Source organism: Streptomyces sp. NPDC051211, from assembly GCF_040689505.1.
Classification (GTDB): domain Bacteria; phylum Actinomycetota; class Actinomycetes; order Streptomycetales; family Streptomycetaceae; genus Streptomyces.
Map to the genome: position 1 here is coordinate 71,397 of NZ_JBFBAV010000005.1, position 16,844 is coordinate 88,240.

Consider the following 16,844-nt stretch of genomic DNA (forward strand, 5'->3'; position numbering starts at 1 on the left):
CCGCCGCTGCCGGCTGCCGCCTCGGGGTGGTGACCGGGCGTCGGAAGCGCGCGCTCCACGGCCGTCGGTGCAATCCTGGACCAATGATCGCTAAAGGTGTGGAAGACGGCCCGATCCTCGTGGCCGTGGACGGCTCCGAGCACAGCCTGCGGGCCCTGGAGTGGGCGCTCCTGGCCGGGCGTGCGGCCGGCGCCGAGGTCGTGGTCGCGCATGTGGTGCCCGATCACGCGCAGTTGTGGCAGGCCCGCCGCGAGGCGGTGCTCGGCGAGCCGGGCCCGGGCGGGGAGGCCCCGGACCCGATCGCGGCGTACGTCCGTACCTCGCTGGAGGGACGGGAGGGACTCCCCCCGATCCGGTACGCCTCCCTCGAGGGGGCCGTACCGCAGGCGCTCAACAAGCAGGCGGAGCAGGCCCGGATGCTGGTGCTCGGGTCGCGCGGCCGCGGCGGGTTCGCCAGCCTGCTGCTCGGCTCGACCAGCCGGGCCTGCGCGACGACGGCGCCCTGCCCGGTGGTGGTCGTCCCGCACTCGGCGCGCGGCGCGGGCGGACGGGACGACACCGCCGAGGGGTCGGCGGGCCGGGTGGTGGTGCTCGGCGTGAACCCGTCCGAGACCGACGACCGGGCCATCGAGTTCGCGTTCGAGCAGGCCGACGCCCTCGGCGCCCGCCTGCTCGCGATGACGGCCTTCCACGATCCGGTCTCGCCGCTGCCGCTGATCGGCGTACCGATGCCGGCCGTCCCGGACGAGGACGTGGCGCCCCTGCTCCGGGAGATCGAACGGGCCCAGCAGGAGCGGCTGGCACCCTTCACCGGCACCTACCCGGCGGTCCGTACGGACAGCCTGGTCGGGCCCGGTGACGCGGCCGGCCAGCTGGTCGCCCAGTCGGAGACGGCCGACCTGCTGGTCGTCGGCCGCCACCGCCGCCGGCGGCACGCGGACTCCCTGCTGATGGGCTCCGTCGCCAACGCGGCACTGCTGCACGCGTCGTGCCCGGTCGCGGTGGTCCCGGCCGGGTAGACGGGCTTGCCGGACAGCCCCTACGGCCGGCGGGCGTAGCAGAACAGGTGGTCCTCGGGGCCGGCGAGTTCGCTGTCGGGCTGGAAGGTGGAGGTGGAGTGGTGGAGCACCTCCAGCCCGCAGTCCTCCCGGAGCCGGCGCAGGTACTCCTCGGTGGAGTAGCTGGAGACCCGGACCCGCCGGCCCATCCACTCGACCTCCACGTCGGCCACGTCGGCGGGCACGGTGGCCATCACGAAGTAGCCGCCGGGGGCCAGCCATCCGGTCATCCGCTCCAGCGCCTCGCCGACCTCGTCCCGGCCCATCACCAGCAGCGGGAAGAAGGCGCACACCGCGTCGAAGCTGCCGGCCCGCGCACGGTAGTCGCGTACGTCCCCCTGTTCGAACCGGGCGCCGGGCACCTGTGACCGGGCGAGTTCGACCATGGCCGCGGACACGTCGAGGCCGGTGACCTCGTATCCGGCCCGGACCAGCGTCTCGGCGACGGGGCGGCCGGTGCCGCTGCCCACGTCCAGTACCTTCGCCCCGTCGGGGAGCCGGGCGGTGAGCCAGTCCAGGGCGGCGAGCTGGCCGGGCAGCTTCCCGAAGGCCTGCTCGTACTCGGCGCCCATCCCGTCGAACAGTTCCGCCGCCGACTCCACCACGCGCGGTCGATCGTCCACCGCAGTCTCCTCCCGGCCCGGCGTCCGCCGCGCCGGTTCCCTAGGGCCGGTCGATGAAGACGCTGGTGGATTTTACCCGTGCGGTGGCCTGCGCGCCGATTTCCAGGCCGAGTTCCTCCACCGCCTCGCGGGTCAGCAGGGACACGATGCGGTGCGGCCCGGCCTGGATCTCGACCTGTGCGTCGACGGTGCCGAGTTTGACGGCGGTGACGATGCCGGGGAAGGCGTTGCGGGCCGAGGTGTAGGGCGTGTCCTCGCCCTCCGCCGCCTCCTGGGCGACGGCCACGCAGAAGGCCGCCAGATCGGGTCCGTCGACGATCCGGCGGTTGCCCTCGCGGCGGGTGGGGAAGCGGTCCGCGTCCGCCCAGCGGCGCGCCGTGTCGACGCTCACGCCGAGCAGCCGCGCCGCCTGACCGATGGTGTACGACTCCATGCGGGTCACCTTAGGTGCTGTTGCTCTCGGCCCGGTGCGCGAACCGGTCGGCCGCCCGGCGGTCGCGCTGCTCTTCGAACCGTTCCCGCGGGGGCCCTGCACCGACTGGCCCAGGAGGAGGAATCGGCCCGCCACTACGGCCTACGGCCTGTGCGCATCGCTCCTGCCGATCCTCAGTTGCAACCAGCTGGAGAGCCGGACGTCCGGGTCGTCGAGCTCGAGGCCGAACAGGTCGCGTGCGCGGCGCAGGCGGTACTTGAGGGTGTTGGGGTGCACATGGAGGCGCCGGGCCGCGTCGCCGATGTTGCCGACGGCGTCCAGCCAGGCCGTCACGGTGGCGGCGTAGGGGGTGTGGTGGGTGCGGTCGTGTTCGAGCATCGCCTCGATGCCCGGATGCCGCAGCCTCGGCCGTCGGGTGAGTTCGTCGGCCAGATGCGCGAGCAGGACCTGGGCGTGTACGTCGGCCAGGGCGGCGACCGAGGGGGCCTCGGGACTGCCGGTGGTCACCCGTAGCACGTCGTCGACCTCCGCCCGCAGGCCGGGCAGTTCCGCCACGGCCGTGGTGGGCCGGCCGACGGCGGCGCGCAGCAGCCCCGCACGGGGACGGGCGACCGCGGCGAGTGCCTGCGCGGCGAGCCGTCGCGCCGATTCGGGGTCGACGTCCGGGAGGAGCGTGTAGACGGCCCGGGGGCCGCCGGCGACCGCGGCGGAGGGACGTACGGCGGCCCAGTGGCGGCCGAGGTCGGCGCCGAGGCGGGTCAGCACCGCCCCCGCCTGCGGGGATGCACCCACCGATGCACCCACCGATGCGCCCACGGATGCATCCGTGGGCGCATCCACCGGCGCGAAGCCGAGCAGGGTGAACGGGGTGCCGGCCGACAGGCCGAGCCGGTACGCCGTCTCCGGCGCCGCAGCCGTGGCGTCCAGGGCGGCGCGCAGCGCCTGCTCACGCGTGTGCAACTCCAGGGCGGCCGCGCTGCGCAGGCGCAGGATGTGCAGGGCCGCGGTCGTGGCTCCGTCCCGCAGTGCCTGTTCCCCGGCCGCGTCGAGCGGCCTGGTGTCCGCGATCGCCCAGATCGTACCGAGGGGAAGGTCTCCCGCGCGGACGGCGACGGCGGCGCGCGGCAGCTCGTCGCCGGCGAGGGCGGGCAGGCGTACGACTCCGTGGGCGGCCAGCACCTGCCGGTACTGGTGGTGCTGCCGGTCTGCCTGCGGGCCGGGCTGGGCCGGGACCCTGCGGCCGAGGATGCCCCGGCGCCGCAGTTCGTCGATGCGCTGTCCCGGGAGCGTCGAGTAGGCGAGCACCCGGGCGTCCAGGTCCTCGATGGCCACCGACCCGCCGATGACGGCGGCGATGGCGTCGGCGAGGGCGTACAGCTCCTCGCCGGCCCCCTCCGTGACGCCGGCCTCGGGGCTTGGCGGATCCGACCGAATCATGCCGCGATGGTAGGCGATCGCGACAAGGCCGCGGCCGGGGTGCGGGCTCCAGCATGGTCCGGCCGGTCCCCGCCGCGGGGACCTGCGTACTCGCACCCGTGGAGGAACACCCATGGCCGTCCCGGTCACGCCCGCCGCCCCGCCCTCCCAGCAGGCACTGCTCGGACTGTTCCCGCCGGGTACGGCGCTCGCCCCGGAGGGGGAGCTGGTGATCGGGGGCTGCCGGGTGACCGAGCTCGCGGAGCGCTTCGGCACCCCGGCGCTGATCGTGGACGAGGCGGCGCTGCGCGGCCGTGCCCGCCGGTACGCGGACGGGCTCGCCGCGCGGTGGCCGAACTCGCGCGTGGCGTTCGCCTCCAAAGCCTTTCCCTGCACGGCCGTGTACCGGCTGCTCGCGGAGGAGGGGTTGAGCATCGACGTCGCGGGCGGCGGCGAGTTGGCCCTGGCGCTGGCCGGGGGTGCCGATCCGGCTTCGCTGGTGGTGCACGGCAACGCCAAGACGGACGCCGAGCTCCGGATGGCGGTGGGGGCCCGGGCCGGGACCGGAGGCGGGACCGCAGCCGGAGGCGGGAGCGGAACCGCCGGGGCCGCAGCCGGGGCCGCAGCCGGGGCCGCAGCCGGGGCCGGGGCCGGGGCCGGGCTGATCGTCATCGACAACCTCGACGACATCGACCGGCTCGAGCGGATGGTCACCACGGAGCAGCCCGTGCTCGTCCGGGTCACGCCGGGCATACGGCCGGACACCCACGCCGCGGTCGCCACCGGGCAGGAGGGGTCCAAGTTCGGCCTGACGGTGCCCCAGGCGCGGCAGGCGATCGCCCGGCTCCGCGGTAGCGACCGGCTGCGGCTGGACGGCGTACACGTCCACATCGGATCCCAGATCCTCGACACCGACCCGTTCGCCCGGGCAGTGGAGGCGGTGGCGGGCCTCGGCGCCTTCGCCGTCTACGACCTCGGCGGCGGACTCGGCGCCCGCTACACCTACGGCGACCACCCGCCGAGCATCGAGGAGTACCTGGACACGCTGGTGGGCGCGGCCCGCAGGGTGCTGCCCGCGGATGCGCAGATCGTGATCGAACCCGGCCGGTCGATGGTGGCCGAGGCGGGAGTGACGCTCTACCGGGCGGTCACCGTCAAGCCCGGCGCGCCGGGGTTCGTCGCCGTGGACGGCGGTATGGGCGACAACCTCGAAGTCGCGCTGTACGGACAGCGTTTCGAAGCCACCGTCGCCACCCGGGTGGGCGGCGGCGAGCCCTGGCACCTGGTGGGCCGGCACTGCGAATCCGGGGACACGCTCAGCGCGGACGTACGCCTTCGCGACCCGCGCCCCGGCGACCTGATCGCGGTCCCGGTCACCGGCGCGTACTGCTTCTCCCTCGGCAACAACTACAACGGCGCACTCCGGCCCCCCGTCGTCTTCTGCCGGGACGGCGAGGCGCGGGCCGTGGTCCGCCGGGAGACGTACGCCGACCTGATGCGCCGCGACCTCCCCTGACCCGCGGGGGACGGTCAAATTACCCGATACCGGATCATTCAGGATCGGAGGGCTCGGTGACGGGCGGAAGGCCCTGCATCTGCCGGTACTGGTCCATGATGGCCGTGATGGCCTGGAGGTTGTCCTTCTTCATCCCGGCCGCCCGCATCGCCACCGCGCGGACCCCGGACTGCCGGAGCGCCTCGATGGCGGCGAGCTCGCCGCGCACCGACTCGGCGACCTCGTCGTCGAAGAAGTAGGCGACCGAGACGCCGAAGAAGCGCGCCAGGGCGGCCAGGAGCTCGGGCGAGGGGTTGGCACGCTTCCCCGTCCGCAACTGCGACAAGTACACACCCCCGACCTTGAGTTCGGGGTTGGCCCGCTTCAGCTCCTCCGCCGCCTCGGCATTGGTCCAGTGCCTGCCCTGGGGGCGAACGGTCCTGAACAGGTCGTCGAGGCGCACTGCGAGCAGGGGCCGGTCGTCCGTCGCGGTCATGGTGAAGTTCCCTCCCGTACCCTCCCGAAATAGCCCTTGGCTATCAAGGAGTCTCACAGATTAGCGGTCAGTTGACAATTGGCCTGAACTCCGCCAACGTTGGAACCCGCCGATAGCTGCCAGCTAACTTGATGCACGGGGGTCGCCAAGTCAGCTGACGGTGACATCGGAGACCGGCCGCGCCCCCGGGGGGAGGCGGGCCGGTCAGGACGGGACGGGAGCCACCCGTCCGGCCCGACAGAAAAGCGGGGGAAAAGCGGGGGGAAACGGGGGAAACGGGGGAAACGGGGGAAACGGGGATGCCCGCCCGGTTTGACGGGGGATGCAAACCGGGCGGGAGTTCTCAACCCGCGGCGCCGAGCCTACTGTAGGCGGCCGCGACTTTCGTGAGCCAGGCGACTTCCGCGGTGAAGTTGTCCGTGTCGCGGTCGTCGAAATCGCCGGCGTCCTTGTTGTCACGGGGAATGGTGCCGGTTCGCTTGGCGTGCAGCGCCTGCCTGATCTGTGCCGCCTCGGTGAACGCTTGCCGGAACTCCTCGCTGGTCTGCCCGTCCGATCCGCCCGTTTCGCCGGTGGTGCGTTCGATGTACGGGCGCAAGTCCCGCCATCCGTCCCGTATTTCGACGACCCGCCGATGGAGCCGGTAGTCGAGGTCCCGGACCGAAGTGCCGGGCAGCTCCAGGGCGATGCCCGGGGAGGACTCGTACAGGTCCCGCCACAGCGGGTAGAGGGCCCGGTACGACCGGTACGCGCGGATCCACTCCCGGAGCCTGGCGGCCGCGGGGCCCCACGAAGGCATGGTCAGGCTGAGCGAGAGGACGACGATGCCGACCGCGTTGAGGACGGCAGCGGCGGCCTCCTTCCACACCGCGATGTCGATCCCGGCGGCGATGGTGAGGACGTTGACCGTCCTGACCAGGGAGTAGAGGAGCAGGATCACCGCCGCGGCGGACAGCATGCGCAGGGCCTGCCGCAGCGAGGCGTTGTCCGCCATCCGGACGTACGTACCGCACTGGCGGAAGATGGTGATGCAGGGGACCGCCTGAGAGGCGATGAAGGCCAGCAGGTACAGGAGCAGCAGCGGTTCGCCGCTGCCGTCGAAATCCAGCGGGGCCCGGACCGGACCGTCGGCGAGGAAGAAGAGGGCCGTCAGCAGCACCCCGAGGGCGCAGCCGGTGATCACCCAGAAACGCGTCTTCCGTACCGCCTCCTCGCCGGCGGCCGCCCAGCGCAGCAGGATGATCTGCGCGGTGATGCAGAAGGCGACCGCTGCCAGGTGCATGGCCAGGATGGCGAGATTGCCGACACCCAGGAAGCTGTCGCTCCGCATGGCGACGGCGCCCATCGTGAAGGTGAGGCACTGGAACAGCAGAGTCGTGATCAGCGTGCGGTAGGCACTGTCCTTCCAGCTGCGCCGTCCCTGGCACAGCCGGTAGACGAGCGCGGCGTACGACGAGAGCGCCGCGATGACGAAGCAGAGGGTTCTGATGGTGTTCACGGTCGGGCTTCCTGCAGGTGCCGGGGGTGCGGCGAACGGTTCAGCCGGCGTTCTCGGCCAGTTGCCGGCGCGCCGCGAACGTCCATGCGGGAACCGTACCCTCCGGCCACAACAACCTTGACCCCAGCCTCCCCAGCACCCGGCCGCGGGCCCGCCGGTCCCCCACTGGTTGACGAAACTACCGTTCGCGTCAGCCTGCTTCAACGGTCGGCCGGACCCGCGCAGCGGAAGCCGATGTTGCCCGTGGACCGTAGCGGCGTTCGCACGCCGGGTTGCTCCCACGGGCTGCGCCGTGGCTGCCGCCTCACCCGCGCCCGCAGAGGCGGCACGAAGATCACCCGCATCAGGCGCCTGTGGTGAGGCCGAGCGGGAACTCGACTGGGCGGGGGCTCGCCGGTCGGAAGGCGAGCCGTGTGCGGTAGTGCTATCCGTGGAAGGGCCATGCAACGTCGGCCGACGGAGACCAGGAGCACCAACGGACCATGACCGGCGACAGGAACACCGCCATCGGGCCGATCCGCCGTGTGGCCTCCGTCGGCACCGCCCTTCCGCAGTGAACCCCCGCTCGCCGGCCGAGCGGGCCGACCGTGGCCGGGCCGCCCGGAACCGTGTCCCTCGCTCGGCCCACGGCGTATGGGAGGCCGCCGACCGGGACGACCCGGTGGAAACCCTCAAACGGCAGGGCACCGACCGCGTACCGGAACTCCTTCCGCTCCGTTACGCCCGTATGGCCGCCGGACCGTTCGCCTTCCTTCGCGGGGCTGCAGCCGTCATGGCGGCCGACCTGGCCACGCGACCCCACACCGGTCTCACCGTGCAGCTGTGCGGCGACGCCCACCTGCTGAACTTCGGTCTCTACGCCTCACCCGAACGCACGCTGCTCTTCGACCTCAACGACTTCGACGAGACGCTACGCGGTCCCTTCGAATGGGACGTCGAACGGCTGGCGGCAAGCGTCGCCCTCGCCGCGCTGGGGAACGGCCACGGCGACGAGGCAGCCCGGCGTGCCGTTCTCGCGTGCGTACGGTCGTACAGGACGAACATGCGCCGCCTGGCCGGCCTCGGTGAACTCGCCGTCTGGTATGAACGGGTGGACGCCAACGACGTCCTGCCGCTCGTACGCGAACGCCACCGCGCTCGCGTACGGGCCGGCCTCGCACAAGCCCGGCGCCGTACCAGTCTCCAAGGACTGGGAAAGCTCACCGAAGTCGTCGACGGCCGCCTCCGCATCCGCCACGACCCACCCCTGCTCGAACCCCTGGACGCCGCCGACGACGACGCCCTGCAGCGGGTCCTCACGGACTACCGCAACACCCTTCCGGAGGAGCGCCGGACGCTCCTGGACCGGTTCCGTCTCCACGACGCCGCCCGCAAGGTCGTCGGCGTCGGCAGCGTCGGCACCCGCTGCTTCATCGCGCTGTTCACCGGCCGCGACACGGACGACCCGCTCTTCCTCCAGATCAAAGAAGCCACCGCGTCCGTGCTGGAGCCCCATCTCGGAGCCTCCCCGCACGAGCATGCCGGACATCGCGTGGTCCATGGCCAGCGCATGCTCCAGGCGGCCGGCGACATCTTCCTCGGCTGGGCCACCGGGCCGGAGGGCCGCCACTTCTACTGGCGACAGCTGCGTGACATGAAGGGCTCGGCAGACGTGGCCTCGATGGGCCCTCGCATGCTCCGGGGCTACGCCGCACTGTGCGGCAGCGCCCTTGCCCGAGCCCACGCACGCACGGGCGACCGGATCGCGATCGCTGCCTATCTCGGCAGGAAGGACAGTTTCGACCGAGCGATCGCCGACTTCGCCGCCCGCTATGCCGAACAGAGCGTCGTCGACCACGCCGCACTCCGCTCGGCGCTCACACAGGGGCGCCTGTAGTCCGTCCGCCTCGATCCGTGAGGTCCCCGGCGCGCGAGGACACGACTCCACACCATTCGCATCCCTCGAGGTGCCGGACCGCGGCGCCCGGAAGGAAACCTGTCATGAGCAAGGTCATCTTCGTCACCGGTGCCGGACGCGGTCTGGGCACGGACATCGCCCGCGAAGCCCTCGAGGCGGGCCACCAGGTCGTCGCCACCGGCCGCCGCCCCGAACAAGTCGAGAAGACCCTCGGCGGCCCGCAGGACAACCTGCTGGTCACCAAGCTGGACATCACCAGCCCGGACGACGCCCAGGCCGCGGCAAAGGCGGCCGTCGACCGCTTCGGCCGTATCGACGTCCTGGTGAACAACGCCGGGAACTTCTTCGCCGGCTACTTCGAAGAGATCACGCCCGACCAGATGCGCCAGCAGATCGAGACCAACCTCTTCGGCCCGATGAACGTCACCCGCGCCATCCTGCCCGTCATGCGGGGGCAGCGCGCCGGCCACGTCATCACCCTCTCCTCCTCCGCCGGGCTGATCGGCCAGGAATTCTGCGTCGCGTACGCCGCATCCAAGTTCGGCGTCGAGGGCTGGATGGAATCGCTGCGCTATGACGTCGAGCCGTACAACATCCACACCACGGTCGTGGAGCCCGGCTTCTTCCGCACCGAGCTGCTCCTCGACGGCTCCACCATCTGGCCCGAGCCGACCATCGACGACTACGCCGAGCGCACCACCGCCACCATCGCGGCCTGGAAGAGCATGAACGGCCGGCAGACCGGCGACCCCGCCAAGCTCGCCCAGGCCCTGCTGACCATCGCCGACCAGGAGAAGCCGCCGCTGCGTTTCGTCGCCGGCGCCGACGCCATCGAAGGCGTCAAGGCCAAGGCCCGGGAACTCCTGGCCCAGGCCGAAGCCTCCCGCGAGCTGGGCGGCAACCTCGGCCACGACGACACCGCCACGGCCTGACCCTCATACGGCGTCGGCTGGAACGGCTGCGACCACCAGCATTCCGGGCACGGAAAAGGCCGTCCTCCCATGTGTGAGAGAACGGCCTCCGACCTGCGTAAAGCATGGTCGGGACGACAGGATTTGAACCTGCGACCCCTTGACCCCCAGTCAAGTGCGCTACCAAGCTGCGCCACGTCCCGATGCTCGCTGACCTGGGGTTTCCCCTGGCCGAACGCGCAGCAAAACAATACCGCACTTCACGGGATGGTCGCGCGCACCTTTCCCCGCGGCCGCGGCAGGCCGTCCCGGCCGGCGAACGCGGAGCAGGCCGGGGCTGCGCCGGTACGGCACCTCGGGGGGTGTCTTGCCGATCAGGCCGGGCTCGCGACGCCTGGCACCCTGGTGCACGTCGGGCAGCCTGTCGAAGCGGCCTCGGCGGGTCGGGGACAGGTGGAGGCGGGCTGCGGCGAGGTTCTCCTCCAGGTGGTCGATCGTTCTGCACGCTCACGACCTCGATGATCTCGGGCGCCCGGCCGATATCGCCCCTCGCTCAAAGGGCCACGCCAACAGGGCGACGGGCGGTGGCCGGCGGCCGCGCCCGGGCGGCTAGGCTCTACAGCTCCCAGGAGAACTCGACGGGACCTACGGGGAGTTGGCGGGATGCCGGATCACACAGGGGACGTCAACAACACCATGTCCGGCGGGTCGGCCGGCGCGGTCTTCCAAGCCCACACGATGAACGTCAACGTCCATCTCGGCGACGCTGCGCCGCCCGCTTCCCCAGGCCCTGCCGAGGACGAGACGGCGCCTGGCTCTACTTCAGGGGCACCTTCCGACTGAAGATCGAGCCGGGAGCGCTCCAGGACATCCCGCAGGCCCAGAAGCTGACCGAGTCTGCCGGTCCTCTCAGACCGCTCGAAGCGGCCCATTTCGTCTTCAATCAGACGGATCCGTTCTTTCTGCCGCGGCTGGATTTTTCGAGGGCTCGACCGGACCGCACGAGGTCAGCATGGTCCTCTCCCGCCGGCACCTGGTCTGGGGATCGCCGACCGCCTGGGGCCTGGCCAAGGCGTTGTCCGGGCGGCCGGTGCCGTTCTCCGGGTTCGGCACGCTCCATCCGGACCAGGCGAGCTGCGACCGTTCGCCCTGCATACCGTGAACCGCTGGTGAGGCAGTGCGGGGCGCGGAGGGGGAGCGGGAAAGGGCTGCTCAGCCGGCCGGGCCGAGTTCCGGGTGGGCCTGCGCCAGCCGTTTGGGGGCGGCCTGGTGCCACGCATCCGCCAGGATCGCCCGGAGCTCCGCGGTGCCCTCCACGGCCGTAAGCCGGACTCGCAGCCAGGCGTAGTTGTCGTCGTGGCCCTCGCGGAGGAAGAACTTGTCCGGTTCGGCGGCGATCAGCTCGGCCCGGTCCTCCTTGGGGCACTTCACCCCGACGGTGGTGTCGTCGTCCCCGAGGGCGGCGAACATCTTCCCGCCCACCCGGAAGGTCGGCATGCCCCAGGCAAGCTGCTCGCTGCTGCCGGGCAGCGACAGCGCGATCACCCGGACGTCCTCCGCGGTCACCGGCATGGTGCAGGGCTCCTCTCCCCCCGGCGGCACTCCGTCTTCGACCGTAGCGCCCGGCTCTCACAACCGCCCTTCACCAGCCGCCGCCGTCCTCCCGCCGGTGGATCCGGTCGACCAGTTCGGCGGCGAGCGCCTTGATCGTGGCCAGCCCGTCCGTCCCCCACCGCCGCGGCGCCGTGTCCACCGCGCACACCGTCCCCAGGACGATGCCTTGCCGGTCGGTCAGCGGCGCCCCCAGGTAGGAGCGGACGCCGCTCTCGTCCACCACCGCGTTCCCTGCGAACCGCGCGAAGTCCCGTACGTCCTGAAGCACCAGCGCCCGCCGCCGCACCACCACGTACGGGCAGTAGCCGTGGTCGCGGGCCAGCACCCGGGCCGGGTAGCCGCGGGGCGGCGCGTCCGGTCCGTGGTGCAGGCCGGCGAAGAACTGGCGTTCCTCCCCGATGAAGTTGACGCCCGCGTACGGTGCGCCCGCGGTCTCCGCGATCCGCCGTGCGAAGGCGTCGAGTTCCGGATCGGACCGCTCCCCCAGGCCCAGTTGCCGCAGGCGCAGCACCCTGGCCGGGGCCTCCCGGTCCACCGGGGTGAGCAGCAGATGTCCGGTCGACTCGTAGTAGGTCATGGTTCCCGTTCCCCCTGGGCCGTTGTCGTGGTCATGGACGTGGACGTGGACGTGGACGTGGACGTGGACGTGGACAGCAGATGGTGGACGAGGGCCGCGAGGGCGCCCGTACCGGACCGGGTGAGCCGCGCGTCGCACCGTACGACCGGCACGCCCGGTGCGAGACCGACCGCCTCGCGGACCTCCTCGGCGGTGTAGCGGTGCCCGCCGTCGAACTCGTTGACGGCGAGGACGAAGCCGATGCCGCGCCGCTCGAAGAAGTCGACCGCCGGGAAGCAGTCGGCCAGCCGCCGCGTGTCGGCGAGGACCACCGCCCCCAGGGCGCCCGCGCACAGCTCCTCCCACAGGAACCAGAAGCGCTGCTGCCCCGGCGTGCCGAACAGGTACAGGACGTGCCCGTGGTCGAGGGTGATCCGGCCGAAGTCCAGGGCCACCGTGGTGGTGGTCTTGGACTCGACTCCGTCGAGCGGGTCGTCGGCCGCGCCGAGTCCGCTGAGCAGTTCTTCCGTGCACAGGGGTTCGATCTCGCTGACCGCACCCACGAAGGTGGTCTTGCCCGCTCCGAACCCGCCCGCGACCAGGATCTTCAAGGTCGCGGGCAGGGTCTCAGAGTCTTCTGCGCAATCCATCGAGCACCGCCCGCAGGAGGGACTGGTCGTCGGCCGGGGTGTTCAGGAAGTACGGGGCCCGGGCGGTCACCGCACCGGCCTGCACCAGGTCCGACAGCAGCACTTTGGTCACCACGGCGGGCAGCCGCAGGTGGGCCGCCACCTCCGCGACGGACACCACCGCGGTGCCGGCGCAGAGCCGCAGGGCCAGGGTGTGGTCGGGGCCGAGGGGCGGGCGGGGCCGTACGCCCGTCGCGGTGACCAGCGAGAGCAGGTCGAGGGCGACGGCGGGGCGGGTGCGTCCGCCGCTGGCCGTGTACGGGCGCATCAGCCGCCCCGCCGTGTCGTCGAGCCAGGGTGTGTCGCGGCGGGGGGCGCCGGGCCGGTGCGCCCTCATCGCCCTGGTGCGGCGGCCGGGCGCCGGGGCGGGGCCGCCAGGTAGGGACGTACGCTCTTGACGAGCATGGCCATCTCGTAGCCGAGGACACCCGCGTCGGCCTCGCGGTCGGCGAGCACGGCCAGGCAGGTGCCGGAGCCTGCGGCCGAGACGAAGACGAGCGCGGAGTCGAGCTCGACCACGACCTGCCGGACCTCGGCGCCGTCGCCGAAGCGGGCGCCGGCGCTGCGCCCGAGCGAGTACAGGCCGGAGGCCAGGGCCGCCATGTGGTCGGCGCTGTCGGCATCGAGCCCGTGCACGCAGGTGACGAGCCCGTCGGCGGTGAGCAGTACGGCGCTGCGGGTGTACGGCACGCGCTGCACCAGCCCGCTCAGCAGCCAGTCCAGATCCGACAGGGGGGTCGTCGGGGCGGTCGGGGTCGTCATCGCTTCGGCGGTCATGGGAGGCGCTCCTCGCTCGGTGGTCAGGGCTGTCAGGACGGGTTCTCGGACTGGGCGCGACCGAAGCCCCGCTGGAAGGCGGCCATCAGACCGGGATCGTGTACGGGCACCTCGCCGGCCGCCTCGGCCGCAGGGCGCGGTGCGGGCGCCTGGCGCAGCTGCGGAGCGAGGTGCTCCTGGGCCCGACGCCGCGGCAAGGGCGGCCGCGCCCCTCCCCGCTCCCCGCCACCGGCGGCCACCCCGCCCCCTGGCCACTCCACCCGCGATCCGGCCCGCCCCGCCCCCGGGCGGAGACCGTCCCCGGACCGGGGTCCGGACTTCGGCCGGGTGCCGTCCGCCGGCCGGAGTCCGGTCTCCGGCCGGGTGCCGTCCGCCGACCGGGGGGCCGGCTCCGGGCGGGTACCGGTCTCCGGCCAGGTGCCGCCCGTCATGCGGGTACCGGGCTCCAGGCCAGGGCCGTCCGTCGGCCGGATGCCGGGCTCCGCGCGGGTACCGGTCTCCGGCCAGGTGCCGCCCGTCATGCGGGTCCCCGGCTTCAGGCCAGGGTCGTCCGTCGGCCGGATGCCGGGCTCCGGGCGGGTACCGGTCTCCGGCCAGGTGCCGCCCGTCATGCGGGTACCGGGCTCCGCTCGCAGCCCGTCCGTCGGCCGAGAGCCAGGCTCCCCGTGGGTGCCGGTTTCCGGCCAACTGCCGTCCACCAGGCGGATCCCCGGCTCCAGGCCATGGCCGTCCGTCGGCCGGATGCCGGGCTCGGGGCGGATGCCGTCCGTCCGGTGGATGCCGGGCTCGAGGCGGGTGCCCTCCGTCGGGCGGCTGCCATCCGTCAGGCGTGGGTCGGGCTCCGAGCTCGGGCCGGGCCCCGGCCAGCTGGTGCCCGCCGTGCGGGTGCCATCCGTCAGGCGGGTACCGGAAGACCCCGGACGGACGCCGGGCTCCAGCCGGCCGGACTCCCCGCGAGTGCCGGCCGTCCGGCGAGGGCTGGACTCCGGGTGAGGGCCGTCCGTCGGACGGGCGCCGCGCGTCGGGCGGGGGCGGGGCTCCAGACGCGTGCCTTCTGTCGGGCGGGGGCCGTCCGTGGGACGGGTGCCGGACTCCGGACGAGTGTCGGGCTCCAGCCAGCCGGACTCCTGGCGAATGCCGGGCGTCATGCGAGTGCCGGGCTCCGCGCGGGAGCCGTTCGTCGGGCGGGGACCTGTCTCCGCAAGGGGGCCGGTCTCCGGCCAACTGCCCTCCGCCCAGGGGGGCCTCGGCTCCGGGCTGGGGCTGTCCGTCGGACGGATGCCGGGCTCGGGGCGCGAGCCGGGCTCCAGGCGCGTGCCCTCCGTCGGGCGGGGGCCACCCGTGGGACGGGTGCCGGGCTCCGGCCGGATGTCGGGCTCGAGCCAGTCAGACTCCCGGCGAGTGCCGGCCGTCAGGCGAGTACCGGACTTCGCGCGGGGGTCCTCGGTCGGGCGGGAGCCTGTCTCCGCACGGGAGCCGTCCGTAGGACGGGTGCCAGGCTCCGGACGGATGTCGGGCCCCAGCCAGCCGGACTCCCCGCGTGGGCCGGGCTCCGGGTGGACTCCGTCCGCCTGGCGAGTGCCGGGCTCCGGGCGGGGGCCGTCGGTCGGCCGGGGGCTGGGCCGCGGGCGGGTTCCGTCCGTCGGCCGGAGCCCCGGCTCCACGTGGGGGCCGTCCGTCAGGCGGGCACCAGGCTCTGGGCGCATGTCGCCCGTAAGCCTGGGGCCAGGCCCCGGGCGGGTGCCGCCCGTCGGCCGCGTCACGGGCTCCGCGCCGGAGCCGGGCTCCGGCCAGGTGCCGTCCGTCGGGCGGATGCCGCCATGCAAGTGGGCGCCGTCCGTCAGGCCGGGGCCACCCGTCGGCCGCGGGGCGGGCTTCGCGCCGGAGCCGGGCTCCGGCCAGGTCTCGCCCGTCAGGCGGGCGCCGTCCGTCAGGCGGGCGCCGTCAGACAGGCGGGCGCCGTCCGTCGGGTGGGGGATGGTTGGCCAAGGTGGTGCGGTGGTTTCGGGGGGTGGGCCGCCGGGGGTGGGCGGGTAGGGCCAGGGTGGGTCGGGGGGAGGCGGTGGGCCGGGGACGCGGACCGGTTCCAGTGGCGGCAGGGGATCGGCCGTCAGCCGGGAGTCGCCGACGGCGGCTTCGGCGGGTTCCGCGCCCAGCAGTTCCTGCGGCAGCACCAGGACGGCCAGCACCCCGCCGTAGATGTTGGACTTGAGCTCGACCGCGATGCCGTGCCGCCGCGCCAGCGCCGAGACCACGAACAGCCCGATCCGCCCGTCCGCCAGCAGGTGCCGGACGTTGATCTGGTCCGGGTCGCCGAGCAGCGCGTTCATCCGGTGCTGCTCCTCCGGCGGCATGCCCAGCCCGCGGTCCTCCACCTCGACCGCGATGCCGGCCGTCACCCGCTCGGCGCGCAGCACCACATCGGTGTCGGGCGCGGAGAACACCGTGGCGTTCTCGACGAGTTCGGCCAGCAGGTGCACCACGTCCGCGACGGCGTGCCCGCGCACCGTGCCGCCCGCCGGGGGCACCACCTTCACCCTGGTGTACTGCTCCACCTCGGCGACGGACGAGCGCAGGACCTCGCTCAGGTCGATCGGCCGGGTCCACTGCCTGCGGGAGGCGGCCCCGCCGAGCACCGCCAGGTTCTCCGCGTGCCGCCGGATCCGGGTGGCGAGGTGGTCGACGTGGAACAGCTCCTTGAGCAGGTCCGGGTCCTCGACCGTGTCCTCCAGGTCGTCGAGCAGCGAGATCTCCCGGTGCACCAGCGACTGGAGGCGGCGGGCGAGGTTGACGAAGACCTCGACCCGGTGGTCGCCGCCGGGCCTGCCGTCGGGCCCGGCCAGCCGTACCACGGTGGCCTGGGCCTGCTCGCGGGCACCTCGCAACTCCTGGGCCAGCAGCCAGAATTCGTCCGTGGCGGCAGGGGAGCCTGCGGACGCGCCGCCGGGCGGGCGACCGGTCCCCGTGCGGGCCGGCCGGGCCGGGGTCTCGCCCCGCTCCAGTTGCTCCGCGGTGGCCCGCAGCTCCAGCCGGCCGCGGCTGCTGGACCGGCGCAGCGCTTCACAGCGGTCGCGTACGGTCTTGGCGGCGCGCTGGGCTCCCAGCAGCGCGGCGGCGAGCGCGCCGGCCACCAGGAGTCCGCAGCCGGCCAGGACCGGCCAGAGCCGGGGGTCCCGGTCACCGGCACCGCCGCCCAGCTGGAGGGTGAAGATGACGGCGGCTGCGCCGCTGAGCCCGGCTGCCAGGGTGGGCAGCAGGGCGGCGCGGACGAGCTGGGGGCGTATGTGTCGTCCCCCTCCGGTGACGGCGTGTCTCGACGAGGTGTGGCGGGCGGCGGCGCGGAGTCCGGACATCGGCGTCCTCGGTACGTGCGTACGTGGG

The 16,844-nt window shown here is 73.3% G+C and carries 15 protein-coding genes and 1 tRNA gene; 4 read left to right on the forward strand and 12 right to left on the reverse strand.

Going from position 1 to position 16,844, the window contains the following annotated elements; translation table 11 throughout:
- Positions 1 to 83 precede the first annotated feature (83 nt).
- Positions 84 to 1,019: a universal stress protein gene (locus tag AB0447_RS07770; RefSeq protein ID WP_366475642.1), complete on the forward strand. Its 936-nt coding sequence runs from the start codon at positions 84 to 86 to the stop codon at positions 1,017 to 1,019.
- Between the two features lie 20 nt (positions 1,020 to 1,039).
- Here the strand turns inward: AB0447_RS07770 and AB0447_RS07775 are convergent, their stop codons facing one another.
- The 3 genes from AB0447_RS07775 to AB0447_RS07785 form a co-directional block, all read right to left on the reverse strand.
- The gene (locus AB0447_RS07775; RefSeq protein ID WP_366475643.1) at positions 1,040 to 1,681 is read right to left on the reverse strand and encodes a methyltransferase domain-containing protein; all 642 of its coding nucleotides are present in this window, start codon (positions 1,679 to 1,681) and stop codon (positions 1,040 to 1,042) included.
- Between the two features lie 40 nt (positions 1,682 to 1,721).
- Positions 1,722 to 2,114, reverse strand: coding sequence for a TOBE domain-containing protein (locus AB0447_RS07780; RefSeq protein ID WP_366475644.1), 393 nt, complete (start codon positions 2,112 to 2,114; stop codon positions 1,722 to 1,724).
- A 141-nt stretch (positions 2,115 to 2,255) separates the two neighbouring features.
- Complete coding sequence (locus tag AB0447_RS07785) at positions 2,256 to 3,551, reverse strand: helix-turn-helix domain-containing protein (RefSeq protein ID WP_366475645.1); 1,296 nt, start codon at positions 3,549 to 3,551, stop codon at positions 2,256 to 2,258.
- 112 nt (positions 3,552 to 3,663) lie between these two features.
- On the opposite strand from AB0447_RS07785, the gene AB0447_RS07790 reads away from it, so the two are divergent.
- The gene (locus AB0447_RS07790; RefSeq protein WP_366475646.1) at positions 3,664 to 5,046 is read left to right on the forward strand and encodes a diaminopimelate decarboxylase; all 1,383 of its coding nucleotides are present in this window, start codon (positions 3,664 to 3,666) and stop codon (positions 5,044 to 5,046) included.
- A gap of 34 nt (positions 5,047 to 5,080) precedes the next feature.
- On the opposite strand, the gene AB0447_RS07795 is transcribed toward AB0447_RS07790, so the two are convergent.
- Positions 5,081 to 5,521: a helix-turn-helix transcriptional regulator gene (locus tag AB0447_RS07795; RefSeq protein WP_366475647.1), complete on the reverse strand. Its 441-nt coding sequence runs from the start codon at positions 5,519 to 5,521 to the stop codon at positions 5,081 to 5,083.
- 343 nt (positions 5,522 to 5,864) lie between these two features.
- Positions 5,865 to 7,019 (reverse strand): MAB_1171c family putative transporter, encoded by a 1,155-nt coding sequence (locus AB0447_RS07800; protein WP_366475648.1) that lies wholly within the window; start codon positions 7,017 to 7,019, stop codon positions 5,865 to 5,867.
- Between the two features lie 553 nt (positions 7,020 to 7,572).
- On the opposite strand from AB0447_RS07800, the gene AB0447_RS07805 reads away from it, so the two are divergent.
- Both AB0447_RS07805 and AB0447_RS07810 read left to right on the forward strand, forming a co-directional pair.
- Entirely contained in the window at positions 7,573 to 8,895 is a 1,323-nt protein-coding gene (locus AB0447_RS07805) for a DUF2252 domain-containing protein (RefSeq protein WP_366475649.1), read from the forward strand.
- A 104-nt stretch (positions 8,896 to 8,999) separates the two neighbouring features.
- Positions 9,000 to 9,848: an SDR family oxidoreductase gene (locus AB0447_RS07810; protein WP_366475650.1), complete on the forward strand. Its 849-nt coding sequence runs from the start codon at positions 9,000 to 9,002 to the stop codon at positions 9,846 to 9,848.
- A 105-nt stretch (positions 9,849 to 9,953) separates the two neighbouring features.
- Here the strand turns inward: AB0447_RS07810 and AB0447_RS07815 are convergent.
- The 7 genes from AB0447_RS07815 to AB0447_RS07845 form a co-directional block, all read right to left on the reverse strand.
- Positions 9,954 to 10,030, reverse strand: a tRNA-Pro gene (locus tag AB0447_RS07815).
- Positions 10,031 to 11,039: 1,009 nt separating this feature from the next.
- Positions 11,040 to 11,399, reverse strand: coding sequence for an MmcQ/YjbR family DNA-binding protein (locus AB0447_RS07820; protein WP_366475651.1), 360 nt, complete (start codon positions 11,397 to 11,399; stop codon positions 11,040 to 11,042).
- Positions 11,400 to 11,469: 70 nt separating this feature from the next.
- Complete coding sequence (locus AB0447_RS07825) at positions 11,470 to 12,018, reverse strand: GAF domain-containing protein (protein ID WP_366475652.1); 549 nt, start codon at positions 12,016 to 12,018, stop codon at positions 11,470 to 11,472.
- Positions 12,015 to 12,647: an ATP/GTP-binding protein gene (locus AB0447_RS07830; protein ID WP_366475653.1), complete on the reverse strand. Its 633-nt coding sequence runs from the start codon at positions 12,645 to 12,647 to the stop codon at positions 12,015 to 12,017. The genes AB0447_RS07825 and AB0447_RS07830 overlap by 4 nt, the downstream gene beginning before the upstream one ends.
- Complete coding sequence (locus AB0447_RS07835) at positions 12,625 to 13,023, reverse strand: DUF742 domain-containing protein (protein ID WP_366475654.1); 399 nt, start codon at positions 13,021 to 13,023, stop codon at positions 12,625 to 12,627. The genes AB0447_RS07830 and AB0447_RS07835 overlap by 23 nt, the downstream gene beginning before the upstream one ends.
- Positions 13,020 to 13,463 (reverse strand): roadblock/LC7 domain-containing protein, encoded by a 444-nt coding sequence (locus tag AB0447_RS07840; RefSeq protein ID WP_366475655.1) that lies wholly within the window; start codon positions 13,461 to 13,463, stop codon positions 13,020 to 13,022. The genes AB0447_RS07835 and AB0447_RS07840 overlap by 4 nt, the downstream gene beginning before the upstream one ends.
- Positions 13,464 to 13,495: 32 nt before the next feature.
- Positions 13,496 to 16,816: an ATP-binding protein gene (locus AB0447_RS07845; RefSeq protein ID WP_366475656.1), complete on the reverse strand. Its 3,321-nt coding sequence runs from the start codon at positions 16,814 to 16,816 to the stop codon at positions 13,496 to 13,498.
- Positions 16,817 to 16,844 lie beyond the last annotated feature (28 nt).